This is a genomic window from Mycolicibacter senuensis (assembly GCF_003284925.1).
GTDB lineage: Bacteria > Actinomycetota > Actinomycetes > Mycobacteriales > Mycobacteriaceae > Mycobacterium > Mycobacterium algericum_A.
Genome location: NZ_QMEX01000002.1, coordinates 75,966 through 102,094, shown reverse-complemented (window position 1 = coordinate 102,094; position 26,129 = coordinate 75,966). Strand labels below are relative to the sequence as shown.

29 protein-coding genes and 1 pseudogene are annotated in these 26,129 nt (G+C 66.5%); 10 read left to right on the top strand and 20 right to left on the bottom strand.

What is annotated here, in order from left to right:
* Positions 1–189: 189 nt before the first annotated feature.
* Together DQP56_RS01690 and DQP56_RS01685 are read right to left on the bottom strand one after the other, a co-directional pair.
* On the bottom strand, positions 190–534 hold the full coding sequence (locus DQP56_RS01690) for a nuclear transport factor 2 family protein (RefSeq protein ID WP_112683257.1): 345 nt from the start codon (positions 532–534) through the stop codon (positions 190–192).
* Entirely contained in the window at positions 524–1,132 is a 609-nt protein-coding gene (locus DQP56_RS01685; protein ID WP_112683256.1) for a TetR/AcrR family transcriptional regulator, read from the bottom strand. Before DQP56_RS01685 ends, DQP56_RS01690 begins: the two co-directional genes overlap by 11 nt.
* A gap of 73 nt (positions 1,133–1,205) precedes the next feature.
* Between DQP56_RS01685 and DQP56_RS01680 the strand changes: the two genes are divergently transcribed.
* Positions 1,206–2,438, top strand: coding sequence for an FAD-dependent oxidoreductase (locus DQP56_RS01680; protein WP_112683255.1), 1,233 nt, complete (start codon positions 1,206–1,208; stop codon positions 2,436–2,438).
* 3 nt (positions 2,439–2,441) lie between these two features.
* Here DQP56_RS01680 and DQP56_RS01675 read toward each other — a convergent pair whose 3' ends face one another.
* Entirely contained in the window at positions 2,442–3,527 is a 1,086-nt protein-coding gene (locus DQP56_RS01675; RefSeq protein WP_112683254.1) for a phosphotransferase family protein, read from the bottom strand.
* A gap of 61 nt (positions 3,528–3,588) precedes the next feature.
* Here DQP56_RS01675 and DQP56_RS01670 point away from each other — a divergent pair, with 61 nt between their 5' ends.
* Positions 3,589–4,617, top strand: a complete 1,029-nt coding sequence (locus DQP56_RS01670) for a TIGR03857 family LLM class F420-dependent oxidoreductase (protein WP_234825449.1) — start codon at positions 3,589–3,591, stop codon at positions 4,615–4,617.
* Here the strand turns inward: DQP56_RS01670 and DQP56_RS01665 are convergent.
* From DQP56_RS01665 to DQP56_RS01650, 4 genes are read right to left on the bottom strand one after another with little or no spacing between them, the layout of a single operon-like run.
* Positions 4,600–5,523, bottom strand: coding sequence for an SDR family NAD(P)-dependent oxidoreductase (locus DQP56_RS01665; protein ID WP_112683252.1), 924 nt, complete (start codon positions 5,521–5,523; stop codon positions 4,600–4,602). The two genes, DQP56_RS01670 and DQP56_RS01665, sit on opposite strands and share 18 nt — an antisense overlap.
* A complete protein-coding gene (locus DQP56_RS01660; protein WP_205868769.1) occupies positions 5,520–5,945 on the bottom strand; it encodes a Zn-ribbon domain-containing OB-fold protein in 426 nt (141 codons plus the stop codon). The genes DQP56_RS01665 and DQP56_RS01660 overlap by 4 nt, the downstream gene beginning before the upstream one ends.
* 2 nt (positions 5,946–5,947) lie before the next feature.
* Positions 5,948–6,751, bottom strand: a complete 804-nt coding sequence (locus tag DQP56_RS01655) for an enoyl-CoA hydratase/isomerase family protein (RefSeq protein WP_112683250.1) — start codon at positions 6,749–6,751, stop codon at positions 5,948–5,950.
* Positions 6,748–8,007: a cytochrome P450 gene (locus tag DQP56_RS01650; protein ID WP_112683249.1), complete on the bottom strand. Its 1,260-nt coding sequence runs from the start codon at positions 8,005–8,007 to the stop codon at positions 6,748–6,750. The genes DQP56_RS01655 and DQP56_RS01650 overlap by 4 nt, the downstream gene beginning before the upstream one ends.
* A gap of 174 nt (positions 8,008–8,181) precedes the next feature.
* Between DQP56_RS01650 and DQP56_RS25715 the strand changes: the two are divergent.
* Positions 8,182–8,660, top strand: a pseudogene (locus DQP56_RS25715) (Gfo/Idh/MocA family protein); the annotation flags it as partial.
* 25 nt (positions 8,661–8,685) lie between these two features.
* Here the strand turns inward: DQP56_RS25715 and DQP56_RS24585 are convergent.
* Both DQP56_RS24585 and DQP56_RS01640 read right to left on the bottom strand, forming a co-directional pair.
* On the bottom strand, positions 8,686–8,838 hold the full coding sequence (locus DQP56_RS24585) for a DUF7156 family protein (protein WP_165824858.1): 153 nt from the start codon (positions 8,836–8,838) through the stop codon (positions 8,686–8,688).
* 17 nt (positions 8,839–8,855) lie between these two features.
* Positions 8,856–9,782 carry a spirocyclase AveC family protein gene (locus DQP56_RS01640; RefSeq protein WP_165824857.1) on the bottom strand — a complete coding sequence of 309 codons (927 nt, stop codon included), beginning with the start codon at positions 9,780–9,782 and terminating at the stop codon, positions 8,856–8,858.
* Positions 9,783–10,048: 266 nt separating this feature from the next.
* Between DQP56_RS01640 and DQP56_RS01635 the strand changes: the two genes are divergently transcribed.
* Positions 10,049–10,843, top strand: a complete 795-nt coding sequence (locus tag DQP56_RS01635; RefSeq protein ID WP_234825446.1) for an SDR family NAD(P)-dependent oxidoreductase — start codon at positions 10,049–10,051, stop codon at positions 10,841–10,843.
* 37 nt (positions 10,844–10,880) lie between these two features.
* Complete coding sequence (locus tag DQP56_RS01630; RefSeq protein WP_205868768.1) at positions 10,881–11,312, top strand: nuclear transport factor 2 family protein; 432 nt, start codon at positions 10,881–10,883, stop codon at positions 11,310–11,312.
* A 12-nt stretch (positions 11,313–11,324) separates the two neighbouring features.
* Here DQP56_RS01630 and DQP56_RS01625 read toward each other — a convergent pair whose 3' ends face one another.
* From DQP56_RS01625 to DQP56_RS01615, 3 genes are read right to left on the bottom strand one after another with little or no spacing between them, the layout of a single operon-like run.
* The gene (locus DQP56_RS01625; protein WP_165824856.1) at positions 11,325–11,957 is read right to left on the bottom strand and encodes an NAD(P)-dependent oxidoreductase; all 633 of its coding nucleotides are present in this window, start codon (positions 11,955–11,957) and stop codon (positions 11,325–11,327) included.
* Positions 11,958–11,990: 33 nt separating this feature from the next.
* Positions 11,991–12,827, bottom strand: a complete 837-nt coding sequence (locus DQP56_RS01620; protein ID WP_165824855.1) for an SDR family NAD(P)-dependent oxidoreductase — start codon at positions 12,825–12,827, stop codon at positions 11,991–11,993.
* Complete coding sequence (locus DQP56_RS01615; protein WP_133258876.1) at positions 12,824–13,279, bottom strand: nuclear transport factor 2 family protein; 456 nt, start codon at positions 13,277–13,279, stop codon at positions 12,824–12,826. Before DQP56_RS01615 ends, DQP56_RS01620 begins: the two co-directional genes overlap by 4 nt.
* A gap of 148 nt (positions 13,280–13,427) precedes the next feature.
* Between DQP56_RS01615 and DQP56_RS01610 the strand changes: the two genes are divergently transcribed.
* Positions 13,428–14,423: an LLM class flavin-dependent oxidoreductase gene (locus DQP56_RS01610; RefSeq protein WP_165824854.1), complete on the top strand. Its 996-nt coding sequence runs from the start codon at positions 13,428–13,430 to the stop codon at positions 14,421–14,423.
* Between the two features lie 13 nt (positions 14,424–14,436).
* Here DQP56_RS01610 and DQP56_RS25120 read toward each other — a convergent pair whose 3' ends face one another.
* Positions 14,437–15,627 (bottom strand): thiolase family protein, encoded by a 1,191-nt coding sequence (locus DQP56_RS25120; protein ID WP_234825445.1) that lies wholly within the window; start codon positions 15,625–15,627, stop codon positions 14,437–14,439.
* Positions 15,620–16,090 (bottom strand): Zn-ribbon domain-containing OB-fold protein, encoded by a 471-nt coding sequence (locus DQP56_RS25115; RefSeq protein ID WP_234825444.1) that lies wholly within the window; start codon positions 16,088–16,090, stop codon positions 15,620–15,622. Before DQP56_RS25115 ends, DQP56_RS25120 begins: the two co-directional genes overlap by 8 nt.
* Positions 16,091–16,210: 120 nt before the next feature.
* Here DQP56_RS25115 and DQP56_RS01600 point away from each other — a divergent pair, with 120 nt between their 5' ends.
* Positions 16,211–17,503, top strand: a complete 1,293-nt coding sequence (locus DQP56_RS01600) for a cytochrome P450 (RefSeq protein ID WP_234825443.1) — start codon at positions 16,211–16,213, stop codon at positions 17,501–17,503.
* A 6-nt stretch (positions 17,504–17,509) separates the two neighbouring features.
* Here DQP56_RS01600 and DQP56_RS01595 read toward each other — a convergent pair whose 3' ends face one another.
* The 6 genes from DQP56_RS01595 to DQP56_RS01570 form a co-directional block, all read right to left on the bottom strand.
* The gene (locus DQP56_RS01595) at positions 17,510–18,727 is read right to left on the bottom strand and encodes a CaiB/BaiF CoA transferase family protein (protein WP_112683243.1); all 1,218 of its coding nucleotides are present in this window, start codon (positions 18,725–18,727) and stop codon (positions 17,510–17,512) included.
* Positions 18,727–19,497, bottom strand: coding sequence for a dienelactone hydrolase family protein (locus DQP56_RS01590; protein WP_112683242.1), 771 nt, complete (start codon positions 19,495–19,497; stop codon positions 18,727–18,729). The genes DQP56_RS01595 and DQP56_RS01590 overlap by 1 nt, the downstream gene beginning before the upstream one ends.
* Positions 19,494–20,063, bottom strand: a complete 570-nt coding sequence (locus DQP56_RS01585) for a carboxymuconolactone decarboxylase family protein (RefSeq protein ID WP_112683241.1) — start codon at positions 20,061–20,063, stop codon at positions 19,494–19,496. The genes DQP56_RS01590 and DQP56_RS01585 overlap by 4 nt, the downstream gene beginning before the upstream one ends.
* Positions 20,060–20,488, bottom strand: a complete 429-nt coding sequence (locus tag DQP56_RS01580) for a VOC family protein (RefSeq protein ID WP_112683328.1) — start codon at positions 20,486–20,488, stop codon at positions 20,060–20,062. Before DQP56_RS01580 ends, DQP56_RS01585 begins: the two co-directional genes overlap by 4 nt.
* Before the next feature lie 64 nt (positions 20,489–20,552).
* On the bottom strand, positions 20,553–21,017 hold the full coding sequence (locus DQP56_RS01575; RefSeq protein ID WP_165824853.1) for a VOC family protein: 465 nt from the start codon (positions 21,015–21,017) through the stop codon (positions 20,553–20,555).
* Positions 21,018–21,061: 44 nt separating this feature from the next.
* The gene (locus DQP56_RS01570; RefSeq protein ID WP_112683327.1) at positions 21,062–22,543 is read right to left on the bottom strand and encodes an aldehyde dehydrogenase family protein; all 1,482 of its coding nucleotides are present in this window, start codon (positions 22,541–22,543) and stop codon (positions 21,062–21,064) included.
* Between the two features lie 150 nt (positions 22,544–22,693).
* Between DQP56_RS01570 and DQP56_RS24980 the strand changes: the two genes are divergently transcribed.
* The 3 genes from DQP56_RS24980 to DQP56_RS01555 are packed head-to-tail and all read left to right on the top strand — an operon-like array spanning position 22,694 to position 26,111.
* The gene (locus DQP56_RS24980; RefSeq protein WP_234825463.1) at positions 22,694–23,836 is read left to right on the top strand and encodes a Rieske 2Fe-2S domain-containing protein; all 1,143 of its coding nucleotides are present in this window, start codon (positions 22,694–22,696) and stop codon (positions 23,834–23,836) included.
* The gene (locus DQP56_RS01560) at positions 23,833–24,861 is read left to right on the top strand and encodes an oxygenase (RefSeq protein ID WP_112683239.1); all 1,029 of its coding nucleotides are present in this window, start codon (positions 23,833–23,835) and stop codon (positions 24,859–24,861) included. Before DQP56_RS24980 ends, DQP56_RS01560 begins: the two co-directional genes overlap by 4 nt.
* Positions 24,862–24,878: 17 nt before the next feature.
* Positions 24,879–26,111: a cytochrome P450 gene (locus DQP56_RS01555; RefSeq protein WP_112683238.1), complete on the top strand. Its 1,233-nt coding sequence runs from the start codon at positions 24,879–24,881 to the stop codon at positions 26,109–26,111.
* The last annotated feature ends 18 nt before the right edge of the window (positions 26,112–26,129 follow it).

The window sequence follows — 26,129 nt, the reverse complement described above, 5'->3', positions numbered from 1 at the left end:
GGACCGTCCGAATGAGTCCTCGACGAACTCGATGAGACCGTGAAGCCGATCGAAAGTAAAGTCCGGGCGAATCATCTTTGATCAGAAAGACGTTCGCGAAGCCGACTCGGTGAGCCGGCGGCAGAACACCGACATCGCCACCTTGGTGTGGCTCGCCCCGTACATCGAAAAGGCTAAGAAGCTTTCGGCTCACTTCCTCTTTGGCGAGGCATCCCAGAAGTCCCGGTTGGTCGCCACCTTGCCGTTACGCACGGTTCCGATGGACGCGCCGTGCAGACCGGCCGGCTGCATAACCCACTCTACGGCGAACTGCTCGGCACTCACCAGTGCGGCAAGGACTTCATAGCTGGCTCCCGGTGCGAGTTTGAGTGCGCCGTCGACGAATCCGCGGGCCGCAACGCGACCGCGCGCAATATGTCCGGTCGGGACGTCTTCGAGGATGACGTCCTCGTCGAACCATGCGCTGATCGCCTCAGCGTCACCGGAATCCCACGCTGCGTAGTAGTCCTTCACCCAGGACGCGTCATCGGTCATTGCGATCTCCTTCTGCGGTTATGAGGATGCGGCGCATCGCTTCTTCGAGAGGTTGGATACCGTGACGGCCCAGGCCGGTCGCCCCGGCAGCAGCCAGCGCGGGGTGGATGGTATTTGCTTCGGCACGATTGCGGGTGGCCAACCATCCGACGAACATCAAGTAGGTGGTTGTGAAGATATGCACGGCAACGTCTTCGGCGAAGCCGGCGCGGCGCAGGATGGACAGTGCGGCGTTGGTCAGCCGGGTCGCCGCGGCTGAGGCGCCCGTCGAGGTCAGCGCGCGCACTCCGGTTCCCGGGTATGCCAGGAAAGCTTGGTCCATTGCGGCAACCAGGCCGAGGTACTGATCGACCCACGACGCGTCCGGATCCACTCGAACGTCGATTCGTGCGGCGACAGCCTCGACGACCCGGTCGGCGAGGTCAGCACCGCCGCGCAGGTGGTAGTGAATGGCGGGAGCGGTGACCCCGCACTCCTCGGCCACAGCGCGCACCGTCAGGGCGTCCAGTGACGAGCGCGCGACGACACGCAGCGCAGCGTCGAGTACGTCGACTTCCGAGATCGGAGACGGTTGCGTACCACCGCGGCGCCGCATCATCGCACCCCTTTCCCTCTGGTCTGCGGACGCCCCATTATGTCATAGTAAATGAGATTCGGGAAAGGGGGCGTTGATGGACGCGGAGGTCGTCGTCGTTGGCGGGGGTATTGCTGGATGTGCGTTGGCGATCCGTCTGGCACGGGCCGGCATCGCGGTGAAGGTCCTGGAGCGCGAGGCCGTCTACCGCGACATCGTGCGTGGGGAAGCTATGGTGCCGTGGGGATTTCGTGAGGCCGCGGACTTGGGGATAGCCGACACGATTCTGGAGACCGAGGGCGTTTCGGTGATGACGAAGATGGTCCCGTACGACGAGGGCCTCACCGTCGAGCAAGCGAAGGGACACTCGCGTGACCTGTCCACCGTCGTCTCGGGCGCGCCGGGTGTGGTCGGCGTCGGCCATCCTGAGCTTCGGGAGGCATTGGCCACCGCAGCCGCCAAGGCTGGAGCCGAGGTAGTCCGCGGCGTACGGAAGTCCTCGGTGCAGGCCGGCGCAACCCCTGCGGTCAGCTACCAGACCGACGGCGATACCCACACGCAGCGGTGCCGCCTGGTGATCGGCGCCGACGGCAAACAGTCGGCCACCCGGGCGGCCCTCGGCCTATCGCTGTCGACGACGCAGGCCAGGGTCCGGTTGTCGGGCATGCTCGTCGACGACGGCGGTGCCTGGGACCGGGCCGAGACCGCCATCTCCGTAGACGGTCGCAACCAGTACATTGTGATCCCGCGGGCCGACAACAGGCTGCGGCTCTACGTCGCCCGCCGCGTCGACGACCCGGAACCACTGAAAGGGTCCACCGCGGTTGTGGAGTTTCTGAAATCGTTTCGCACACCGATCTTCCCGTGTTCTGATGCGATGGCAACAGCCACGCCGATCGGCCCCTGTGCGACCTTCCCGATGGATGACGCCTGGGTCGACGAGCCGGTGGTGCCCGGCGCGGCCTTGATCGGCGACGCCGCGGGGTGGAGCAATCCGGTCACCGCGCAAGGCCTCAGCATCACCATGCGTGACGCGCGCGTACTGTCGGATGCTTTGCTGGGCACCGATGATTGGACACCACGGGGTCTCGCCGGCTACGCCGAGGAACGTCGGATTCGGATGGCGCGATTGCGATTCGCCAGTGCACTCACCGATTTGCTCACCGGGTTCGGTATGCCGGACCGGATGGGGCGGCGGTCACGCATGCTGCGACTGATTCGCCGGCGTCCCGAACTCGGAGCGGCCCTGGACGCCGTACATGCCGGGCCCTGGGCCGCGCCTGCGGAGGCGTACACACCAGACATCCTGACCACGCTGGCGCTGGCCTGAGGCTTACAGCTGCTGCAGATAACGCTCGACCAGGTCGACCGCGGCCTGCGGGTAGCGCCGGGCCGTGCCCGGGTCCAGACCGTCGCGAACCAGCAACAGCGCGAGCCGGTTGTTGATCAGCGACAGTACGAACGCCGCCAGCAGCTGGTAATAGACGATGTCGCCGCCCAGAGTTCCGCCGAATTCCTGGTAGCGGCGTACGAATTCGGCGTCGTCGGGGATGCCCGGCAGTCGGGTGAAGCCGAGGGATTCGCAGAGGAACCGCTCGAACATCAGCCACCAGCCCAGGTCGATGTCGGGCGGCCCGGTGGTGGCGGTCTCCCAGTCGAACAGTGACACCACCGACAGATCGTTGGCAAAGCACATATTCCCGACGCGCGCGTCGCCCCAGACGACGGTCTCGGCCTTGTTGTCGGGAGCGCAATCCTGGATAACCCGCAGCGCACGGCCGAGTGTGTCGACACCGATCTTCAGGTCGTCGCGGCACCAGTCGTACCAACCGGTCAGCGTGTGCAGGTAGCGCTGCAGCGCCGTGGTCTCGACGCTGCGATCAGCGCGAAGGAACGACAGGTCATCCTGCTTATCGATGCGATGGACGCCGACCAGCGCGCGCAGGGCATTATCGCACAGTAACTCTCGCTCGACACCCGACAACTCCGCCGTCCACCCGCGTTTATGCCAGCTCGGGACGTCGGACGGGGTTCGGCCATGGACGCGACGCATCAGGTAGAAAGGCGCACCCAACACCGACGCGTCGGTTTCGACGGCAACGATGTCCGGCACCGGAATCTGGTGCCTGCCAAGCCGTTGCATCACCTGAGCTTGCCGTGGGGCGTCGGGGGTGGTGAACAACTGATGATCGCTGGCCTGCATCCGCAACACGAGCTGTTCGCGGTGACACTGCCCGGCCGGATCGGTCCACGATGCAGTGAAGAAGACGGTCTTACCGGAGTAACCGGCGTCCGGAGCGCTGAACTCGGAGACGTCGAAAGACGTCACGGCATCCGGCGCGATCTGCGGTGGCAGCCAGACGCGCATGATCTCGCCGACATCCGCACCGACGTCACCGCGTGACGGCAGGTAAGCCATCGGCGCCCCTTCCCGTAACATAACTAGACACTCCTGTCAGAATAGGGTGATGGAGGACCGCATGGCCAGTCCGATCCCACTTGGCGCCTACACCCTGCCCGGACGCGTCTCGGATCCCCGCGCGGCAATTGGGCAGGCGGAGACGGCGGAGCAACTCGGGTTACAGACGCTGTGGCTGAGCGAACGCTGGGGCACCAAGGATCTGGGTGTGCTCGCCGGTGCGATCAGCCAGGTGACCTCGACGGTTCGGATCGCTTCCGGCATCACGCACTTGCAGGCGCGGCACCCGGCCATTCTGGCCTCACTGGCGATGACCGGTCAGGCACTGTCGGGCGGACGCATGATCATCGGGGTCGGACGCTCGGTCGATGCCATGTGGGGTGCCGTGGGACTGCCGAAGTCGACCAACGCGTCGATCGTCGACCATGCCGACATCTTCCGGAGGTTGTGCCGCGGCGAGAAGGTGCGCTACGACGGGCCCGCGGGTACTTTTCCGTCGCTGCGGCTCAACGATGTCCCCGATCAACCGGTACCGCCGTTGGTGCTTGCGGCGATCGGCCCGAAGGCCTTGGCGTTGGCCGGCCGCCACTTCGACGGCGTGTTGCTGCACCCTTTCCTGACACCGGAGGCGGTGCGATGCTCGGTGGCGGCCGTTCGCGAGGCCGAGAAACAGGCCGGCCGACCGGCCGGCTGTGTGCGGGTCTACGCCACGCTGGTGGTGGCCTGCGATCTGCCCGCCGAACAGGAGCTCGCCGTGGTGGGGGCGCGGGCGGTGACCTACTACCAGATTCCCGGCTTCGGTGAACGATTGGCAGCGGTCAACGGCTGGGATCCAGAACCATTGGCGCGGTTGCGCACTCATCCGCGGCTGGTGGGCATCCGAGGTTCGGCAGACTCGGTGCTCACCCGCGAAGAACTCAGCGAGGTGGCGTCGGTGCTGCCCACGAGGTGGACCGAGGAGGCGGCGGCCATCGGATCGGCAGGCTGCTGCCACGACACCTTCGACAGGTACCGCGAGGCGGGCGCCGACGAACTGGTACTGCACGGCAGCACCCCCGATCAGCTCGGGTGGCTAGCCTCCCAGCCGTAACCCGGTGTTGCGGGTGCCGAATACGTCGATGGCCATGATCGCGCCGAGTTTGTCTGCTTCCCAGCGCTGCTGGCCGTTGGACACGGTCGCGACCGGATGCCAGCCCTTGAGCAGCTGAAGGTTTTCGCCCAGGGCCCGAATCACCTGCCCGCTGATGTGGCCGGCCTCCGGGCTGGCCAGCCAGGCCACCACCGGCGAGCCCAGCGACGGGTCCTTGGGGTCGAATTCGCCGTCGTCGCGTTCGCCGGGTTCGATCGGTGCCGCCGCCCCGGGCATCGATGCTGACATCCGGGTTCGGCCACCGGGGCTGATGACGTTGGCAGTGGCGCCGATGGAGGCCAATTCCAGACTCAGTGTCTGTGTCAGCCCGACGATCGCGGACTTGGCCGCACTGTAATTCGTCTGCCCGAAATTGCCGTGCAGGCCCGCGCCGGAGGTGGTGTTGATGATGCGGCCATAGACTTTGCCGTCGCCGGCTTTTGCCGCGGCGCGCCACTTGCGGACCACCGCGCGGCTGGTCAGCCAACTGCCTCGCACGTGCACTCGCATCACCAGGTCGAAATCGTCGACCGTCATGTTCCAGATCGCTTTGTCACGGACGATGCCGGCGTTGTTGACGACGATGTCCAGCCGGCCCAACTGGGAATAGGCCCGCTCGACGGCGAGCTCGACCTGTTCCTCGTCGCCGACATCGGCGAAATCCGGGACCGCTGTGCCGCCGCGGGACTCGATGATCTGGACCACCTCGTCGGCGACTTTGCCGGTGCCTTCACCGGTCAACGTGGTGCCCAGATCGTTGACGATCACGGTTGCGCCGTGTTTGGCGAGCTCAAGCGCATGCCCGCGGCCGATGCCGTGCCCGGCACCGGTCACCAGTGCGACCTTGCCGTCGAGTAGTCCGGTCATGTTGTCTCCTCGCTCGGCGTGAACACCGTCAGGTAGGGGCTGTCGGGGTCGTGTTCATCGACGGGCCGAAACGAGGCCGTGACCGCCATGCCGATGCTGAGCTGATCGGGTGACACGCCCTCGATCATCGTCATCAGTCGTGGTCCTTCGGCCAATTCGACGATCGCCGCGATATAGGGCAGCCGATCAGTGAACGGCGCCAGGTCATTGGTGTAGACCGTCGAGTACGTGTACAGACTGCCGCGCCCGCTGGCCTGAACGGGATGGACGTCGTCGCTCCAGCAGTGCGGGCAGAACGGCCGCGGATAGTGGTGCACCCTGCCGCACGCCCCGCATTCGGCGATCAACATGCGGCCCTGCCCGGCGCCTTCCCAATAGGGCGCGCTGGACGGGTCGACGGTCGGTATGTCTGCGCGAGGCATGTTCACCATCCTGTGAACTCGGGCGGGCGCTTCTCGGTGAAGGCTTTTACGCCGTCCTTCGAGTCATGCGAATACGATTGGATCTCCTGCGCCATTGCCTCGGCTACGAATGCGCCGGCCCGGTCGGTGTCGGGGGAGTCGTTGAGCAGTCGCTTGGTGAACGCGATCGCGCTGGTGGGCGCCGCCGCGAGCCGGCCTGCGAAATCGGCCACCGCGGCGTCGAACTCGTCGGCCCCGACCACCCGGTTCACCAGCCCCAACGTCGCGGCCTCCGCGGCGGTGAGGCGGTCACCGAAGAACGTCATCTCCTTGGCCTTCTGCATCCCGATGCGCCGCGGCAGCAGATAGCAGCCGCCGCCGTCGACGACCAGTCCCCGCTTGACGAAAGACTCCGCGAAGTAGGCGTTTTCGGTTGCGATAACCAGATCGGCAGCGTAGGCGAGGTGTGCGCCGACACCGGTAGCGGCCCCTTGCACGGCCGCGACCACCGGCTTGTTGCAGTCCAGCACACTGGACACAAGTTTTTGCGCACCATTCATGATGCGGCGCATCGGGTCCATCACCCGTTTCTCGACAGTCGCGCGACGTTCGGCCAAGGCGCCCACGTCGGCGCCCGCGCAGAAGTGTTTACCGTTGGCGCGCACCACAACAACACGTACCTCCTCATCGGCGTCCGCGGCTGCCAACAGGGAAATCAGCTCGTCGCGGTCGTCGGGGCGCAACGCGTTGGCGGCGTCGGGCCGGTTCAGCGTGATCGTCAGGACGCCGCCGGTGATGTCGGACAGGATGGCGGGCTCGCTGCTCATGGCGTATAGGTGGCGCGTAGGTGCTTGATGCCGTTGATGAAGTTCGACCGCAACATCTCCGGTTCGCCGACGGCGGTGATGTCGGGGTAGCGGTTGTAGAGCATCTTGAACGCGACCTTGAGTTCCAGTCGGGCGAGGTGCGAACCGGGGCAGAAGTGCGTGCCGGGGCCACCGAACGCGACGTGAGTGTTCGGAGTACGGGCGATGTCGAACAACTCGGGATCATCGAATACCGCTGGGTCTCGGTTGGCTGCGGGATACCACATCACCACCTTGTCTCCCCGGTTGAACGTGTGACCGGAGTCCAGCTTCACGCCGTCGCGGGTAACGGTGCGCCGCATGTGGATAACAGGGCTGGCGTAGCGGAGGATTTCCTCGATTGCGGTGGGGGCCAGGTTGTCGTAGTCATCGAGCAGTCGGGCGCGCTGCTCGGGATGGTGGGTGAAGATATGTAGGCCGTGCGTCAACGCGTTACGCGTGGTCTCATTGCCTGCTCCGATGAGCAGGATGAAGAACTTCGCCAGTTCTTGCGGCGTCAAGTTCTCCTCGTCGGATGTGACCAGTTTGCTGATGACGTCATTACGGGGCCGGGCGATGCGGTCTTCGGCGATGCCCTTCAACAAGTCGATGAGCTTTTCGCTCATCTCGGTGACGGCTGCTTCGACACCTGCCGCGGTCTGGTCGGGTACGTACTCCGGATCCGAGGCTCCCAGCACCACATTGGTCGCCCTGAGGATGAACTGCTCGTGTTCGCTGGGCACGCCGAGCATATTGTCGATGATTCGCAGCGGTAGCAGAGTCGCGAATGCGTCCACGAAGTCGCACTCACCCGAGGCGGGCATTGCATCGAGGATCTCTGCCGTTGTCTCCTCGACCAGCCCGTGAATCTGCGAAAGCACGCGGGGGGCGAATCCGCGGGAGATGATCTTGCGGAGCCGCATGTGCTCGGGGTCGTCCATGTCGATGATGGAGCCGCGGTATTCGCGCATCTTCTGAGTCTGGTCGAAGATCTGGGTGCCCTGAGCCGAACTGAACTCGGCGTCGCGCCTGCTGATGTCGACGATGTCGGCGTGCGTGCCCACCGCCCAGAACCCCTTCGCCACCGGCGCGTCGACCCGATTGGTACGGACGAACGCCGGGCGACCGACCTCGCGCAGCCGCCGGTACAGCTCTGTTCGTTCTGTTGGTCGGTCCTGCCACCACTTCAGATCGATCAGTGGTGCGAATTGTCGCTCGTCGGTATCGATCGCGGTCACAAAGTCAGATTCTGGCATTGGTGTCACTATTTGGCAAGGTGGAGTGCCCTATAACGTAGTGGCATCACCGGCTGGGGATCCGATTGAGACCGCGAATACGATCGATATCTAACATGAGTGTCACCCTCGTCGGCGTCACCTCGGCCGTCGGTTCGTCAGTGTGAAGGAGGTCAGATGACTCTGTGGGTCGGCGTAGTGGGCGTGGGTTGGGGCGCGCACGTGTAGGTACCGGGGTCCCGGGCGGCCGGGGGTTTCGATCGCGTCGCCCTGTGCGCGCGCACGCCCGAGTGATTGGATCGCGTTGCGGCGAAACTGGGCATCGAGGACACCTGCACCGACTGGCGGTCTTTCGTGACCCGCGAGGATCTCGACGTCATATCCGTGGCCACCCCGACCATGTTGCATCGCGAGGTGACGCTGGCCGCACTGGACGCCGGTAAGGCGGTGCTGTGTGAGAAGCCGCTGGCGGGCGATCTTGAGGCTGCTCGCGACATGGTGCGCGCCGCCAAGGCCGAACCGCCCCACCCCCTGTTGTTTTGAAAACCGGTGGAACCCGGACTGGTTGGCCGTCGCCGACAAGGTCCGCTCCGGTTTGTTGGGTAGGGCAGTACCTGGCCAGGGTCAGTCGCCGCGCGTCGTACTGGCGTCCGAGCGTCGGTGCCCAGTCCGATCGCCGCATCACATGGTGACGACGATGCCCTGTGTCAGCGCGACGACGACGCCGAGGATCACGAGGAACGCGACGCATCCGGCAACGAGTCTGGTGGTCTCCCGTTTCAACGCTGCATTGGTCTGCGGTGGAAGGAAGAACTCAGCGGGCAAATCCTTCATGCGGGATCCTTTGTCTGTCAGGGAATGTAGAGGCTGTCGGCGCCGGTGATCATGCGTAACGCCACGAGGGGGACGACCAGAAGTAGAAAGAAACTGATCTGGAAAACGACGAACCACGCGCCCAGTCGGGCGAGTTCGAATCGCCACCTTGGAATGGTGACTTGATAGTTCAAGTAGTTGTCGAATTCCTGCTGTTTGGTCAAGCGCACCTGTTTGGTGGCTACGGTAGCAATAGCAATCCCACCCAGACCCCCGTTACCAGCGGAGGGTTGCAGCGAGGGCGCCTTTGGCACGGTGAAGCGTTCCAATCGGCAGAACCGTTCGAAGTGGTTGAGGCCCCGGATTGGTGGCTTGCCGGCCCAGTAGGCGATCAGGTTGGGCCACACGCACATAATGCCGATGGTCCAGAGCAACGTGATGCGGCCCCCGTTGCTCCACTGGAGTACCGGCCCGATACCCGGGTCGTAGGTCCACCAGCCCATCGCCGTCGCGGTGCCCTCGACGAGGAAGTCCCATGCGTAGTTGACCGGAATCGCCAGCACGATCATCGACTTGAGCATGCTCCAGCCGAACCGGGCAGAGACCCACTGGCTCAGCCACAACACCAACAGGGCGTGGACCCCCCAGTACACCGCGTAGGCGAACGGCATGAACAGCGGATCGTTGGGTGTTTTGAGCGGAAGCCATTCCAGCAGGTGGTGTTCGGTGAAAGCGGGGCTGTAGAAAAGCATCTGGCCCCAGTCGCCGATCGTCTCCATCCAGTACACCGCGAGGCTGTTGAACAGGAACAGGAAACCCCACGTCAGGCGGCGACGCCTGACTGCGTCGACAATAGCGAGAAGGATGAAGACGCTGCCGACGATCGGTATCACCCAGTTGAAGAACCACACACCGGATGGACTGGTGGTCGCTGGGGGCGCCAGACCTGCGGTGGCTAAGAGCATCGTTGCCTCTCAGTGTGCAAGCGATGGAGCGGACTCCACCGAGCCGGATCTGCCGTCTGCGCCCGGAAACGCCCGATCCGATCGCACACGAACGCCTGACCGTCGGGGAGCCGGGTAATGCAAGTCACCCTATACATATTTAACCTAGTGCACCATATGGAGAATCTCGGGTTGCGACGAAACCGCCGTCATGCGTTGGACGGATCGATGAACGGGCGTCGCCAAAGCCGCGACATATTGCACACTTAATGTCTATTGTGATGAGCGTGAGCGAGAAGGTGCCGTCGTCCCCAACCGCCCAGCGCCTGGCCGGCAAGGTGGCCCTGATTACCGGAATCGGCGGTGGTCAAGGACGAGAGGCGGCTGTCCGGTTCACCGCGGAAGGCGCAACGGTGGTCGGTTGCGACATCAACGGCGCGGCCGCCAAAGAGACGTTGTCGGCAGTTCGGGACACCGGCCGGGATGCTGACATCGCAAGTGACGACGTGGATCTCGGCGATCCAGAGCAGGCCCGGGGGTGGGTGCAGGGCGCCGAGCAACGACACGGCCGCATCGACATCGTCTACAACAATGGGTCGGCCGCCCGGGTCGGCTCGATCGCCGACCTCTCCGTCGAGGACTGGCACTTCACCATCAGAAATGAACTGGACCTGGTCTTCTTCGTCACGAAGTACGCCTGGCCGGTACTGACCCGTTCGGGCGGTGGCGTGGTCATCAACATCGCGTCGATCGCCGGATGGACCGGCAACCGGTCGGTGCCGTTCGTTGCACACATGGCGGCCAAAGGTGGGGTGATCGCGATGACCCGGCAACTAGCGGCCGAAGGGGCGCCGGTCGGGATTCGCGCGGTCAGCATCAGCCCCGGAACCATCGTCACGCCCGGCACCGCTGAGGTGCTGGCGGTACCGGAGGTGCGCGACGCATTGCTGGCGCAGAACCTCATTCCCCGGCTCGGGGTACCGGCTGACGTCGTCAGTCTCGCCGTCTTTCTCGCCTCCGAGGAAGCCGGATACATCACCGGCACCGATTTCGTGGTCGACGGCGGACTCACTGCGGTCTGAGCACGCCATGAGGTCCGGGTAGGGGAAGGGGTGCAGAGTGGCAAGCCCGGAGGAGAACAAGAAGATCGTGCTGGACTACTTCGAGATGTTCTTCAACCAGCATCGCATCGACGAAGCCGTGGACAACTACCAAGCGCCGTCGTACATCCAGCACAACCCTGCGCTGCCCAATGGCCCCGAGGCGCTGAAAACCGCGATGAAGTCGCTGGTCGCCCAGTTTCCGGACCTGCGCTTTGACGTCAAACGTGCGTTCGCGGACGGCGACTATGTGATCGTGCACTCCGAGATGACCGGCCTGAATTGGGTTCTGGACGGCGCGGACACGCCGAGCGCCGGCGCCGCCGGGGGCGAGACGCCCAGCTACGCAGTCGTGGACATCCTTCGCATGGAGGATGGACGCATCGCCGAGCACTGGGACGTGATCCAGCGTGTTCCCGAACAACCCGCCGGCGGCAACTCGATGTTCTAAGAGCCGCGGCCGCTACGTGTCGCTGATGAACGGCGCCTTGCGACGGTAAGTCGTCGCGGTCACCTGCTCCAGGATGAAGGCGGCGGCGTTGGCTCGGGACAATCGCAGGCTGCCCTTGGCGCCCACCTGCCGCGCGTTGATCCGAGTGGTGCGCGGTCGGTTCGACAAAAACGGCAGGCGAACGATCGTCCAATCCAGTCCGGACGCTCTGACGATACCGCCGATGTCGACGAGGGCGCGGTAGGCGGCCGGTTGCACGATGCTGATCAGCTTGACCATCGCCGCTACCTTCCAATCGCGGCCATCGGCGTCATCGGTGATGCTCGGCGTCCCGGTGACCACCAGTCGCCGCACCCCGTGTGTCTGCATGGCGGCGACAATGTTGCGGTATCCGGTGACCAGCGCTGCCGCGTCGGCGGAGTTGGTGCTCGGTCCGAGCAGGCTCACAACGGCATCGCTGCCCATGATTGCTGCTGAGATCTCCTCGGTGTCGTCGAGTTGGCCTTCGACGACCGAGAGTCTGTCATGCTGCGGCAGTTTCGACGGTGTGCGGGCGAATGCGACGACGTCGTGTCCGTCCGCGAGTGCACCTTCGACCACCAGGATGCCCGTTGGTCCGGTTCCACCGAAAATGCTGATACGCAATGGATCTCCTTCGCGAGTGGTTTCTGGTTCCAGTCATTGCGGCGACCGGTCTCGGCTTCCGACCGAACGGGCGCCGGCCAGGTCCGGCATCGGCATTCGGGCCGTCGCACCGCCGTCGACGGTCAGGGATGTGCCGGTGATAAAGCTCGCTTCGTCGGAGGCGAGGAAGGCCGCCGCCGCGGCGACGTCATCGGGCCGCCCGAAGCGGGTGAGCTGCATCGTGCGCAGGGCCGGTCCGACCACCGGATCGGCGACCATCGCTTCGTGACTGGGACGGCTCACGATGAACCCCAGCACGAGGTTGTTGGCGCGGACGCCGTGCTGCGCGTAGTCGACGGCGATCGATCGGGTCAGCGCTTCCAATCCAGCTTTGGCGACCGAATAGCCGGCCATCGCGGGTGTGCCGAGAGTGGAGGCGGCCGACGAGATGTTCACGATCGCCCCGCCCGCACCGTCGACCATGTGCCGTAACGCGGCCTGCGATGACCACAGCGCGGTTGTGGTGCAGCCGCGCAGGATCGCATCCCAGCGGGCCGTGTCGAGGTCGAGCAATGCGGCGTCGACGCCGCCCGGCCCGACCAGGTCGGTGGCCGCACCGTTGTTGACCAGCACGTCGAGGCCTCCGAACCGCTTCACGGCTCGGTCGGCGAGCTCCTGTACCTGCGACTGGTCCTCGAGATCGGCCGGCACGAAAAGTGCATCGCCGCCGGCACTTTCGATCTCAGCGACCACCTGCGTGCCGTGCGCCTCGGTTCGGCCCGTGACGACGACACGCGCGCCCTCGGCGGCGAAGCGGATCGCGATGGCGCGGCCGATCGCGCGGGTCGAACCCGTCACCACGGCGACCTTGTCGGCCAGGCGCCCGGTCACGGCGACCGGCTCACGTGCGTGTCGAGGGTGTCTTGGGCGAATGCCCCCATGACCTCGAAACCGTAACGGGTGTCCTGATACTCGCGTAGTTCGGTGATCCTGCCGTCGGCGATGGTGAAGGCCCAGACGTAAAACTGGTCGTAGGGGCCGCCGGTGGCGATGATCGTCGCCGCCAGGCGCCACTCGGCGATCACGGTCGTCGCGGAGGCGACGATGGGGCCGAGCGTCGCCTCCGGGGAGGCATAGTGCGCGCCCAATTCGGCCATCGATCCCGCGATGGCGTCTGCACCGCTGATCGCTGTGCCGGAGAACGTCGGCCGGGGCAGCAGCAGCACCGCGTCGTCGCTGAGCGTCGCACGCATCCTTGCGGCGTCCCCGCTTCCCAGCGCGTCGAGAAACTCGGTGGCCAGTCGGCTGTTGGATTCGGCGACAGACGACCCGACGTCGGCCATGTCCACTCCTCACCGTCTTCGGTGGTCCCGGCGTTGTTCGGACCATAGCACTGGCCTAAGACGGTTTGCACAGATTATGTTCAATAAGTGCCAAGCCGGGCCGGCGTTTTCACCCGGCATCAGCCGGTCGACGAGTCAGGAGTCCGCGATGAGACTGGGAACCATTCTGCTCTGGGGAGACGATCTGTCGCGTTTCCGCAGCCAGGTGCGGCTGGCCGAAGACCTGGGCTACGCGGTCGTCGGGGTGGGGGATTCGCCGGCGGCCTGGAACGAACTGTATGTCTCGCTGACCGTGGCCGCCGCCGAGAGTCGCCAGGCGGTGCTGACCCCGATGGTGACCACCCCGGGATTACGCCACCCCTCCGTGACCGCCGGGGCCATCTCGTCACTGCACCAGCTCACCGGCGGGCGGGTGGTGCTGACCATCGGCACCGGCGGCAGCGCGGTCGGCAGCGTCGGACGCAAGCCGGCCGGGCAGCGCGAGATGCGTGCCTACGTCGAGGCGGTGCGGTCGCTGCTGGGCGGCGGGCCGGCCGAGGTCGACGGCCGCACCGCGGTACCGCTGCAGCAGGCGCGCCCGGTCCCGGTCTACCTGTCCGGCGACGGGCCCAAGTCGCTGCGGCTGGCCGGGGAGATCGCCGACGGGGTGGTGATCGGGTTGGGCATGTCGCTCGACGTGGTGGCGAACAAGATCGCAACGGTTCGTGCTGCCGCGGCGGCGGCCGGCCGGGACCCCGCTTCCATCGACGTGTGGGGGCTTGCCTTCACCTCCGTGCGCGACGACGCGGCCCAAGCCGCATCGGACATCACCGCGTTCCTGGCATCGGTGGGAGGAATGGGCCTCAAGGCGCCGCACATGCGGGCGTTGATCCCGCCCGAGCTGCGGGGGGCAGTCGCCGAGCTCGAAGAGCGCTACGACCCCAGACAGCATGTCGTCGTCGGCGGTGCCGGCGCGCGACTGGTCGAAGAACTCGGGCTGGTCGACTTCCTGGTCGGTCTGCGCGGGGTGACCGGAACTCCCGCCCAGGTTCGCGATTATGCCGCGCAGATCGAAAAGCTGGGTGTCACACACCTTTTGGTCGCGCTTCCGGGCAGCGCCGACCCCGACGGCACCCTGCGAAGGCTCGCGGACGCGCTGGCGTGACGGCGCCGGTCGGTCACGGCCGCGTCAACAGCAGGCAGCCACCCAGCGGGCCGCCGCCGGCGCCCACGAAGGCGGTCTCGGCGTCGGGCACCTGACGCTGGCCGGTCTCGCCGCGCAGCTGCAGAACGGCCTCATGCAGGAATCCGAAGCCGTGCAGCCGGCCGCCCGATAGCTGGCCGCCGGCGGTGTTGAGCGGCAGTTGCCCGCCGGGCCCGATCCGCTGCCCACCCTCGACGAACGCGGCCGCCTCGTAGGGGCCGCAGAACCCGGCGGCCTCCAACCAGGCGAGGGTCAGGATGGAGAAGCCGTCGTAAAGCTGTGCCACGTCCACGTCGGCGGGCCGCAGCGAGGTCCGCGACCACAGGTGCCGGGCGGAATCCCGCTGCGGTAGGTCGAGCGGATCCGACCATTGATCCCAGAACGGCCGCGAGGTCAGCATGGCCCCCATCGCCTCGATCCGTATCGGGGCGCGCAGGTCGCTGCGGGTCTCGGCCGCCGAAACCAGCACGGCCACCGAGCCGTCGACCGGCACGTCGCAGTCGTAGAGACACAGCGGCTCACTGATCATCCGCGCAGCCAGGTACTCGTCGATGGTGATCGGCGTCCGGTAGACGGCTTCCGGGGTCATCGACGCCCAGTTGCGGGTGGACACGGCCAGGCCGCCGATCTGCCGTTTGGTCGCCCCGCTCTCGTGCAGGTACCGCTGGGCGACCATGCCCAGCCAATGGGCGGCGGTGACGGCGCCGAACGGGCGCAGCCACTCCTGCAGGCCGACCACGCCGACGACATCGGCGGGGCTGGTGGTGTCGCGCCCGCCACCGGCTTGGCCGGTGGCCTCCGAGGTGGTGCGGTAGACCAACACGTGGCGGACGTACCCGCTGGCCACCGCCAACACCGCCGACATCACCGAACCGAGTTGGCTTGGGCCGTCCTGCATGCCCGCGTGCCAGGAGGGATTGATGCCCAGGGCGTCTTTGACCCGGCCCACCGCCGGTCCGCAGAACCCGCGTGCCGCCGGCCATTCGCCGGGCCAGGCGATCAGCCCGTCCACGTCGGTGGCGGACACACCGGCGTCGGCCAGCGCCCGCCGGCACGCCTCGACGGTCAGATCCAGATCCGAGCGGCCCAGCCGCCGCCCCACCTGTGACTTGCCCACCCCCGCGATCAGGGTTCGGTGTTCGGTCTTGGCCGGCGATTCAGGCACCGCGATCACCCCGCTTCGCCGGGTGCGCCCGGCTCGGGCCGAACAGCGGCAGATACACGCCGGCGTGCTGCTCGAAAACGACTGACACCGGCAGGCCGATGCGGACGTCGTCGGCGGCGATGTCGACCAGCCGGGTGGTCAGGTGCACGTCGTCTTGTTCGGCGAGCGCGACGATGGCCAGCACATATGGCGGAGGCAGCCAGGGCACGAAAGCCTGCCGATTCACGGTGTAGCTGAACACCGTCGCGTCACCGGACACCACGGTCGGGTGCGGGCCGGGCGCGCCGCAGTGCCGGCAGCGCGGCGTCGGCGGGTGGGCGTACCGGTGGCAGCGGCTGCATTGCTGGATCCGCAGGTAGCCGTCGGCGCCGGACCGCCAGAAGAACTCGGTGTCCACCGACTGCTGGGGCACGGGAATGCGGGCGTCGTCGGCGATCCGGATCGGCGCGGCCTCGATCGTCACCAGTCCTCCGTATTCGTTGTCGGCGCCATCTGCCAAGCATTGTCGTCCGGCCACCGGGCCTTGAACTCTCCGGACACCCACCCTAGACAATATGCACAAACTTAGTTGAAAGTGTTTAACATGGTTGCGGGCGAGCCGGAAGGGGTCATGACCATGGCGGCGAGCGAGACGGCTAAGGCCGACCGGCCGGTGACGCTGGACCACGATTCGGCACGCACGCTGCAGGCCGACGAAGTCGCATACTTCGCGGACCACTTCGACCACCACCACCCGGCCTTCGGCCAGGATCCCTACCCGGTCTACGAGCTGATGCAGAGCCGGTGTCCGGTCACGCACAGCGACAACTACGGCGGCTTCTGGATCGTCACCGGATACGACGAGGCGCGCTACGTCTGGCAGCACCCCGAACTGTTCTCCACCCAGCCGTCGGTCAGCGTTCCGCACGGGCTGGGAAACAAAAGGCCGATGCTGCCGCTGGAAGTCGACCCGCCGCTGCATACCAAGCACCGCAAGCTGCTGGCACCGGTCTTCGCGCCCAACCGTATCGCCGAATTGGAGCCGAAGATTCGCGCGGTATGCGACGAACTGATCGATGGTTTCATCGACCGGGGTGAGTGCGAGCTGATCGCCGAGTTGGCGCAGCCGCTGCCGACCCGGATCTTTGTGGATATGCTCGGTATTCCCGCGGAGGAGGCAGTGGCGTTCCGCAACTGGAACCACGCGATATTGCACGGGCAGCACGACGATCCGACCGGTGACGCCCGTGCGCGAGCCGGCGTTGAGGCGCGGGCCCGGCTCAGTGAGATCCTGGCCGAACGCAAACGAAACCGGCGCGATGACCTGCTCAGTGTGCTGTTGGATTCGGAGATCGACGGTCAGCATCTCGACGACGAGGAGATCCTCGATCACGCGTTCCTGCTCTTCCTGGCGGGTCTGGACACCGTGCAGGGGGCGATCGGCTACCAGTACGCATTTTTGTCGCAGCACCCCGAACATCGCGACCGCCTGGTCGGCGACCCGGCGATCATCCCGCGTGCCGTGGAAGAACTGCTGCGGTGGGAGGGTCTGAACATCTCCGGGCGCAACGCCACCCAGGACACGGAACTGGCCGGCCGCAAGATCGCCAAGGGTGACCCGGTGGTGCTGGTGAACCGCAGTGCCGGGCGCGACCCCCGCGTCTGGGACGACCCGGACACCGTCGACTTCGACCGTTCACCCAAGGGCACCTTGGCATTCGGTGCGGGACCGCATCGCTGTGTCGGGTCACACCTGGCCCGGCTGGAGATGAGGGTGGTCCACGAGCACATGCATCAGCGCATCCCCGACTATCGACTCAAGCCAGACCACCGGATCAGTTTCCACGGCGGCAACGTCGCGGGTGTCGACGCGCTGCCGCTGGTATGGGGGCGTTGACCGCGCTTACAAAATGGCGCCGCTCTCCTTGTGGGCGATGATCTCATCCCAGCTCAGCCCGAGGTCCAGCAGCAGCTCTTCGGTGTGCTGACCGTGTTCGGGCGCGGCCGGTGTCTCCGGGACGGTTTCGTTGAACTGCACTGGGTTTGCCGCGACCGCCAAGGGGCGACCGCTTCCCGTCTGAAGATCACGGATCATGCCGTTGGCCACCACCGCAGGGTCGTTGTGAACCTCCAACGGTGTTTGCAGCGGCGCCCAGACCCCCTCGAAATCGGCCAGCGCCTCCCGCCACTCGGCCAGGGTTCTGCTCAGGAAGCACTCCTTGAGCGTCTGCGTGCATTCGCGTGAATTACGGCCCCGCGCAGCATGGTCAACGAACCGCGGATCATCAGCCAACTCGGGACAGCCCAGGTGCTCGACGAGTGAAAGCCAATACCGATCGGAGTCCAACAGGGTGAGGTTGAGGTGGCGGCCGTCCTTGGTGCGGTAAATACCGACGGTGGGGTTCACCAGATCTTCGGGGTCGTAACGGAACACGTCATCCTGCGGACGCAGTTTGGCCGATGCGACGTCGACCGACAGGTTCCACAGCGCCACGCCCAGCAGCGACACGTCCACGACGCTCGGCTCACCGGTCCGTTCCCGGTGGTACAGCGCCGCTGAAATGGCACCGGCCAGGGTGAGTCCGCCCATCACGTCGCCGAACGCCGAGCGCATCCGTACCGGATGTTCATACTCCGGGGGCGATACGGTGTAGCCGACGCCCCCGCGCGCCCAATAGGTTGATGAGTCGAATCCACCCTTCTCCGCGTCCGGGCCGCGTTGCCCGTTTCCGGAGCCGCGGGCGTAGATGATCTTCGGGTTGTGCTTGCGGATATCGGCGAGCTCGATGCCGAGCTTGCGACGGGCGGCCGGCAGAAAGTTCGTCAAGAACACATCGCAGTTGGCGGCCAGTCGGTAGACCAGCTCACGTCCGCCTTCGGTCTTGAGGTCGATGCCGATGCTCTTCTTGCCGCGGTTGGGCACCTCCATCATGTAGTTCAGCCCGCCGGACTCCGACGGTAGGAATCCCGAATTGATCAGTCCGCGTTGAGGATCCCCCGTCTCGGGATGTTCCACCTTGATGACGTCGGCACCCCACTCGGCGAGCACGGCGCCGCCGGACGGTACGAAGGTCCACATGGCGACTTCCAGAACACGTACCCCGTCGAGCATTGCCGACATCAGCGACCTTTCTCTTGATCAGCGTCCAACACCGTCGACGCGTACGACACCGCTTCGTCCCACGCCTGGCGATAAGCCGCCAGGTTCTGGCCGCCCGGAACGGGTGCGCCGAACGAATGTCCGCAATCGTCGAACAGTCGGATGACATGTTCGATGTCCCAGTGCTGCAACCGATCCCGCAACGTCGCGAGTAACGGCGGGGGCATCAGCGGGTCGAGCGTGCCGTAGACGAAGTACACCGGGCACGGGAGATTCCACACCAAGTCCAGAGGGCTGACCGGCCTGGTCGGTGAGAGCGTCTCGAACAGCGGCTGGCTGGGGTAGAAGAGCACCGCCAGAGCCGTGTCGTGGCGCAAGCTCGCGGTCAGCCACGCCAGCGTGGCGCCGGTGCAGTAACCCCACACCCCGACCCGCGCGGGGTCGACGGCGGGATGTTCCACCAGGTGCTGGAATGCGGCCATCAGGTCATGGGTGCCGCGAGCGAAGTCGAGCGCGTCGACGTGCCGCATGATCTCGGCCGTGTCGGCATAGCCCTCCGGATCCGCGGGGCCCCCACCCCGGTAGTAGTCGGGCACCATCGTGACGAAACCTCGCACCGCAAGGCTGCGCGCCACGTCGTGGATGAACGCGTTGATCCCGGTTGCCTCCGCCCCGATGGCCAGCGCGGGCCGCGGGCCGACGGCGTCGGCTGGCCGGTACAGCCACGCATCCACCCCGTTGTGCCTGCTGGTCTCGACCGCTACCCGGGCCGCTACGTCGTCGACCGTCATGACGATTCGTGGAGGCCGGGAACCCGGGCGTGGTGCTCATCGGGCGGGACCGCCAAGCCGGTCGCGACCCGCGCGACGCAGCAGTACCACGCGATCGTCATGACCAACTCCACCCGCTGGCGGTCGTCGAAGCGGTCCGCGACCGCCGACCAGATCCGGTCGGGCACGGTGATGTCGCTCGTCAGCGCGTCGGTCAGGGCCAGGACGGCGACTTCGGGCTCGGTAAAAGCCTGCTCGTCGGGCCACCGATGCAGGGCGCGCAGCTTCTCCTCGCCCACGCCGGCCTTGCGCGCCGCGCCCCAATGGCTGCGCCACACATAGTCGCTGCCGGTCAGCTGTGCCACCCGCAGGATCGCCAGCTCCAGTAATCCACGATCAGCGGTCGAGCTGGAGCGCAGACCCCAGCCCAGACCGATCCAGGCGTCCAGGATCTCCGGGGAGTTACCCAATGCCTGATACATGGCCGGCACGCCATCGACCGATTTCATCACGCGCTGGTAGATCGCGGAAAGCCGCTCATCGCCATCGGCCGTGACCCGCAGACCCACCCGAGGCGCCGCCGTCATGTGTCCGTCCGGGCGGTACGGTCGCAGCGGCAGGTGCCGATCTGGTGCAGTTCCACCATGTTTCCGCTGTCGTCGTAGAGGAAGAGCTGCTGGGACTCATCACGACCGGCCCGCCAGTAGGACACCTCGAGCCGGTCCAGCTCCGCGCGCGCCGCGACGATGTCGGGCACGCCGAACGCCACGTGTTCGACGAAGGGGTCATTCTCGGGTGATCGGGCGTACTGCGACACACCCTCCACCCCGAACAGGTGGATCTGGGTGCCGTTGGCGGTGTCCATCCAATACAGCGGGACACCGGGAATGTCGCGGGCCGCCGGATCCGGCTGCAACCCGAGCACGTCGCGGTAGAACCGCAATGATTTCTCGGCGGCGTCCGGGTTCATCCGGACGGCGTGGTGATGGAGCTCCAGGCCCTGCAACGCCATGGTGGCCACCTCTTACCGATAAACAGAAAGGTCACTCTATGTTCAAACTGTCATCCTAGCGCGCCTAGCCGCTCATCCGGCCGACGGCCAGACCCGCCTCCAGTCCATCTCGGAGCGCGGAGTTCACCAACTCCAGCCGCACCCCATGCAGATTCCGGGGATCGGTGAGCCACATCGTCGGGGCACCGGCGGCAAGGCAGAACCGCGGCCCGGCGGGCAGCTTCACGCCCGCGTCGGAGTCACGGTAGGTCTCGAAATCCGGTGCCCAGTAACCCAGGTGGTGCAATCCCTCGCCGTGGCGCAGCGACAGCACCCCGTCGCCCTGCGCCTCGACGAGCTCCAGGTACGGCGGTTCGCCCAGGGAATACGACGCACGCACTCGACACTCGATCGGATCGGGGTCGTGCAACGTGGTGATCTGCTCGGCTGGTTCGGTGAACCGTACCCCGAGGACATCGGAGAATCGATCGATCGCCACGGTGATGTCCGCTACCAGGATGCCGACGTGAAAGTGGTTGGCGTAATTCATGTTTTGGGTTTTCCTCTCGATGCGCTGTTGCGGTCTTTCGCTGGTCATCCGGGGGCGACGCCCCACAGCACCGCCTTGGTCTCCAGGTATTCGCTCAGTCCGGCTTCACCGAATTCGCGGCCGATGCCGCTGCGCTTGTAGCCGCCGTACGGCGCGAACGGGTTGGTGCCACCGCCGCCGCCGTTGACGGTGACCTGGCCGGTGCGCAGTCGTCGCGCCACCGCGAACGCGCGCAGCGGATCGCCGCTCCACACCGCACCGGAGAGCCCGAAGTCCGAATCGTTGGCCACCGTGACGGCCTCGTCGTCGTCGGCGACCGGGATGACCACCGCGACCGGCCCGAAGATCTCCTCGCGGGCGATCCGCATCCCCGGGGTCACCGCGGTGAACACCGCCGGTTCGAGGAAGAAACCCTTGTCCAGATGAGACGGGCGGCCCCCGCCGACGGCCAGCACCGCGCCCTCATCCACACCGATGCGCACGTACTGCTCGACCCGTTCTCGCTGCGCGGCACTGATCAGCGGCCCCAGGTCGGTCGCCGGGTCGCGCGGGTCGCCCACCACGTAGCGGGCCACCATAGCCACGAGCATCTCGACCGCCTCGTCGTGGCGGCTCGCATCGACGATCAACCGCGTCATGCACCCGCAGCCCTGGCCGGAATTGCGGGTGAACCCGTAGGCGAAGTGGGCGATCGCCTTGTCCAGGTCGGCGTCGGCCAGCACGATATCGGCGTTCTTGCCACCCAGCTCCAGAGCCACCTTCTTGATGGTCGGCGCGGCCTGGGCGCTGATCGCCGCACCGACCGGCACCGAGCCGGTGAAGCTGACAACGTCGACGTCGGGATGGCCGGTCAGGTGCCGGCTCGCCTCGGCGTCCCCGGAGGTGACGACGTTGAAAACGCCCGGCGGCAACCCGGCTTCCTCGGCGACCTCGGCCAGCAACAGGGCCGACAACGGGGTCGCCGGGGCAGGTTTGAGCACCACGGTGCAGCCCGCCGTGAGTGCGGGACCGACCTTGGACAGGCAGGTGAAGAACGGATAGTTGAACGGGGTGATCGCGGCCACCACGCCGGCGGGCTCGCGCATCACCACGCCCTGCCCGATGCCGTCGCCGAACGTCGGCGGCATCGGTGTCATGAAGGGGTAGGTGGGCAGCACCCGGTTGACCATGTCCGCGAGGTGATCCAGCGGGGTGGCGACCTGCAGGCCGCGCGCCAACGTGACCGGGGTGCCGACTTCGGTGACCACCCGGTCGACGGCCTCGTCGCGGCGGGCCTGTAGCAGCGTCAGGAACCGACCCAGCGCCGCGCCGCGATCGTGCGGCGACATGCCACTCCACCGTCCGTCGTCGAACGCCCGCCGGGCCGCGGTGACCGCCCTGTCGATGTCTGCGGGGGACGCTTCGGGCACCGCGCAGACGGTCTGTTCGGTGGCGGGGTTGACGACGGCCCTGGTGCGGTCACCGGTCGCCACCCAGCGGCCGTCAACGTACATCCGAGCTTCGGGCGCGATCACGCGCTCGGCCATCGCCACCTCAGTCCGTCGTGATCGAGTAACCGAAATAGGTATACAAAATGAGCATACAATGTCTAATCTGTCCTTAACGTAGTTCCGCGTCCGCAGGCAGGCACCGAGGAGCCGAGCATTGAACCCCGTCAGGGAGCCGCAGTGACCGACATGGTGGCGACCGCCGGGCCCGGATCCGCGTCGGCGGGCGGTCGGCTACCGGAGGCATGGTGGCCGATCGCGTTCGGCGACGAGGTCCGTCAGCACCCCGAGTCGTTCCGGCTGGGCGGGCAGCGGTTCGCCGTCTACCGCGATCTGAACGGGACGGTGCGCGCGGTCGACGACGCGTGTCCGCACCGGCGGCTGCCGTTGTCGATGGGACGGATCACCGAGGACGGCTACCTGCAGTGCGCCTACCACGGCTGGTGCTTCGACGGCGAAACCGGCCAATGCACCGCGATACCCAACCTCAGCCGCGAGGAACGCGTGCCGCGCGGGATGAAGGTCGGGGTGTTCGCGACGGTGGAAAATGTCGCCGACGCCCTGGGCTGGGGGGTGCGCACCCCGGCGCTGGCACCCCGGGTCGGCCCGCCGACCGGTGAAGAGCCTGACGAGGGCACGACGATGTCGCCGGCGGCGGTCGTCGGTCGGCTCGTCTTCGTCTGGTCCGGGCCTGGGAATCCCCCGGTCTCGCCTCCCGGGCCGTCGGTGTTGGTTCGCGGAGCAGACGGCGTTTCGGGTCGGTGCGTGTCGGGCCAGATCACGGTCCGGGCGCCGCACGACGAGGTGTGCGACGCGCTGGTGTGGAACCCCGGCAAGCTCACCGGCCTGGGCTGGCTGATCGGCGGTGGCGACGACGTGGTCGGCCCGACCGTCGAAGCGAGCGACCAGATCTTGACCGTGCGGCGGCAGCGCTATGCGCTCGACCCGCCACGGGCCTCGACCTACGGACCGGTATCGAAACGCATCGCGACCAGTGTCACCACGATGGACGCCGCCACCGGGCTGGCGTTGATCGACGTGCCGGTATCCGGGGTGTTGCCCGCGGCCCAGCTCGTGGTCGCGCTGACCCCGATCGGCCGGTACCGCACGGTGGTGCGCTGGTCTGTCACGCTCGACGCCGCGGCGGGGACGGCTCGCCGGTTCTGTGGCTCGGCGGCGGCGCAGGCGGCACGGATGCGCCCCGCCGCGCGCGCCGAGTCGGCGGTCGATGCCTCCGAGGACGCTATCGACGAGGCGGTGGACGTGCTGCGCGGCATCAGAAGCACGATCAACGACGCTGTCTGTTCCGAACAGTTGAGGGGATCGCCATGACCCAGACGATCAAGGCACCGAGCGCACCGAAAGTCTTCCAGCCCGGCAGTTTTGCGCTGCGCGATACCTGGTTCCCGCTTGTGCACACCAATCAGATCAGGCGTCGGCCGGTTCGGCGCACCGTGCACGGCGAACCGGTGGTGTTCTATCGCGGCCGGGACGGATCGGTGTTAGCCGCCGACGCGGAACCCGAGACCCCGTCGTCGCGGCGCCCGGATTCGGGGTTCCTTGACCGGACCGGCCACTATCCACTCATCGAGCGCTACGGCTACGCGTGGGTCTGGTACGGCGACCCCGATAATGCCTCGCCCGATCTGCTGCCCTGCATCCCGCACACGCCGCAGGAAGGACTACCGCGCCGATTCGAGGCGACGGTGGTCTACGACTGCACCTACGAGCTGGTGTGTGAGAACCTGCTCGACCTGACTCACGCGGATTTCCTGCACTCCAAGCTGACCGGCGACGCCCTGTCGGAGGACGACGTCATCGACGTGCAGTCCACGTCGGAAACGGTCACCATGATCCGTACCGCGCACGGCCGGCCGATTCCGCAGATACAGAAGGCACTGGCCAGGGGAGCCACCACCCAGAACGTCCGGGCGGTCACGATCACCTACGTACGCAGCGGCCTTTGTGTTCTACACGGGGATTTCAACCCCGGCATGGCGATGCCGATGATCCATCCCACCAATCCCGAGAGCCGCACCCGGTGCCGGGTGCCCGCGACGTTCAACCCGAAACACATGCCCGCACTGGGCCGTGCGCTGTTCCCGTTGTCCGCGCATCCTGTGGGGCGACAGGACAACTGGGCGCTGCGCAGGCAGAACGCCAACTACGTCAATCCCGGCCGGCGGCGGCCCGACCGGGCGGACCTGAGCTCCCGCTTCGACAAAGCCAGCCTGCGCTACCGCAAGCTCTACCAGCAGCTGGTCACACGCCAGCAGGCGGGAGATTTCTCCTACCTGCCCGACGCCGCCATCGCCCGCGACACGTCCGAGGAACTCGGCATCAACACCCGACCCTGACCCTTCCCAGGAGGATCATGACCAGCTCGCTGCCCGCGCTCGACGCCACGATGATCGAGTGCCCGTTCCCCGCCTACCGGGCGCTGCGCGAGAACGCACCGGCCGTCGAGATCGCACCCGGCGTGTTTCTCGTGACCCGGTACGACGACGTGGTGCGGATCCTCAAGGATCCGGAAACCTTCTCCTCGCGGGCACCGCTTAACCCGTTCGCCTGGTTCGGGCCGCCGCAGAACCAGGACGAATTGGACACCATCCTGGCAGCCTGCCCCGAGATACCGACCCTGCTCGACAACGACCCGCCGGAGCAGGCGCGGGTGCGCGCACTGGTGAGCAAGGTGTTCAACGCGGCCAAGGTCAAAGCCATGGAGCCGAGCATCACCGCGATCGTCGACGACCTCGCCGCGGGCTGGATCGATCGAGGCCACGTGGAGTTCGCGTCGGAATTTGCCCGGCCGCTGCCCGCGACGGTCACCGCACATGCGTTGGGCGCAGATCTTTCGATGCGCGACAAGCTGTTGTTCTGGGCCGACGAGATCATGAGCCGAACTGCGGGGCCCCAGACACCCGAGCGTCAAGCCGAGGTGGCGCGCCACATCGCGGAGAAGAGCGACTTTTTCCTGACGCTTATCGCCGATCGGCGTGAGAATCCGCGCGACGATCTGTTCTCGCTGCTCGCCACCGCCGAGTTGGACGGGCAGCGGTTGACCGACGTACAGATCGTCAATGTCGCGAAGAACTTCCTGGTGGGCGGCAACGAAACCACCATGTTCATGCTCACCAGCTCGTTGCACCGGCTGGCCACCGAACCGGCGCTGGCGCAGTCGCTGCGCGACGATCCGTCGACGATTCCGGCGTTCATCGAGGAGATGTTGCGGCTGGAGGCGCCGGCTCAGGGCTTGCCGCGGTTCCCGACTCGCGACGTCGAGTTCGCCGGTGTCGCCATTCCGCGGGGGGCAACCGTGTTCGTCATGTACGGGTCGGCCAATCACGACGAAGGCGCGTTCCCGGAGCCGGACGCGCTGGTCATGGATCGCCGCGCGCACGCCGGCACCAGACCACATCTCACGTTCGGACTCGGAACGCACTTCTGCCTGGGCGCCCAACTGGCCCGCGCCGAGGGCCGCATTGCGTTAGAGCGACTGCTGCCACGGATGACCGACCTGCGCCTGGATGCCGACAAGGCTCCGGAGCGCAACCCCAACCCGATGCTGCGGGGCTTCCTGCGGCTGCATCTGATGTTCGGCAGCTGACCACAGACGAGAAGGAGG

What these genes read in the sequence shown, in the direction of transcription:
- DQP56_RS01690 (WP_112683257.1), bottom strand. Translation starts at nt 534, where the DNA reads ATGACCGATGACGCGTCCTGGGTGAAGGACTACTACGCAGCGTGGGAT.
- DQP56_RS01685 (WP_112683256.1), bottom strand. Translation starts at nt 1,132, where the DNA reads ATGATGCGGCGCCGCGGTGGTACGCAACCGTCTCCGATCTCGGAAGTC.
- DQP56_RS01680 (WP_112683255.1), top strand. Translation starts at nt 1,206, where the DNA reads ATGGACGCGGAGGTCGTCGTCGTTGGCGGGGGTATTGCTGGATGTGCG.
- DQP56_RS01675 (WP_112683254.1), bottom strand. Translation starts at nt 3,527, where the DNA reads ATGGCTTACCTGCCGTCACGCGGTGACGTCGGTGCGGATGTCGGCGAG.
- DQP56_RS01670 (WP_234825449.1), top strand. Translation starts at nt 3,589, where the DNA reads ATGGCCAGTCCGATCCCACTTGGCGCCTACACCCTGCCCGGACGCGTC.
- DQP56_RS01665 (WP_112683252.1), bottom strand. Translation starts at nt 5,523, where the DNA reads ATGACCGGACTACTCGACGGCAAGGTCGCACTGGTGACCGGTGCCGGG.
- DQP56_RS01660 (WP_205868769.1), bottom strand. Translation starts at nt 5,945, where the DNA reads ATGCCTCGCGCAGACATACCGACCGTCGACCCGTCCAGCGCGCCCTAT.
- DQP56_RS01655 (WP_112683250.1), bottom strand. Translation starts at nt 6,751, where the DNA reads ATGAGCAGCGAGCCCGCCATCCTGTCCGACATCACCGGCGGCGTCCTG.
- DQP56_RS24585 (WP_165824858.1), bottom strand. Translation starts at nt 8,838, where the DNA reads ATGAAGGATTTGCCCGCTGAGTTCTTCCTTCCACCGCAGACCAATGCA.
- DQP56_RS01640 (WP_165824857.1), bottom strand. Translation starts at nt 9,782, where the DNA reads ATGCTCTTAGCCACCGCAGGTCTGGCGCCCCCAGCGACCACCAGTCCA.
- DQP56_RS01615 (WP_133258876.1), bottom strand. Translation starts at nt 13,279, where the DNA reads ATGGCCGACGTCGGGTCGTCTGTCGCCGAATCCAACAGCCGACTGGCC.
- DQP56_RS01610 (WP_165824854.1), top strand. Translation starts at nt 13,428, where the DNA reads ATGAGACTGGGAACCATTCTGCTCTGGGGAGACGATCTGTCGCGTTTC.
- DQP56_RS01600 (WP_234825443.1), top strand. Translation starts at nt 16,211, where the DNA reads ATGGTTGCGGGCGAGCCGGAAGGGGTCATGACCATGGCGGCGAGCGAG.
- DQP56_RS01595 (WP_112683243.1), bottom strand. Translation starts at nt 18,727, where the DNA reads ATGTCGGCAATGCTCGACGGGGTACGTGTTCTGGAAGTCGCCATGTGG.
- DQP56_RS01590 (WP_112683242.1), bottom strand. Translation starts at nt 19,497, where the DNA reads ATGACGGTCGACGACGTAGCGGCCCGGGTAGCGGTCGAGACCAGCAGG.
- DQP56_RS01585 (WP_112683241.1), bottom strand. Translation starts at nt 20,063, where the DNA reads ATGACGGCGGCGCCTCGGGTGGGTCTGCGGGTCACGGCCGATGGCGAT.
- DQP56_RS01580 (WP_112683328.1), bottom strand. Translation starts at nt 20,488, where the DNA reads ATGGCGTTGCAGGGCCTGGAGCTCCATCACCACGCCGTCCGGATGAAC.
- DQP56_RS01575 (WP_165824853.1), bottom strand. Translation starts at nt 21,017, where the DNA reads ATGAATTACGCCAACCACTTTCACGTCGGCATCCTGGTAGCGGACATC.
- DQP56_RS01570 (WP_112683327.1), bottom strand. Translation starts at nt 22,543, where the DNA reads ATGGCCGAGCGCGTGATCGCGCCCGAAGCTCGGATGTACGTTGACGGC.
- DQP56_RS24980 (WP_234825463.1), top strand. Translation starts at nt 22,694, where the DNA reads ATGGTGGCGACCGCCGGGCCCGGATCCGCGTCGGCGGGCGGTCGGCTA.
- DQP56_RS01560 (WP_112683239.1), top strand. Translation starts at nt 23,833, where the DNA reads ATGACCCAGACGATCAAGGCACCGAGCGCACCGAAAGTCTTCCAGCCC.
- DQP56_RS01555 (WP_112683238.1), top strand. Translation starts at nt 24,879, where the DNA reads ATGACCAGCTCGCTGCCCGCGCTCGACGCCACGATGATCGAGTGCCCG.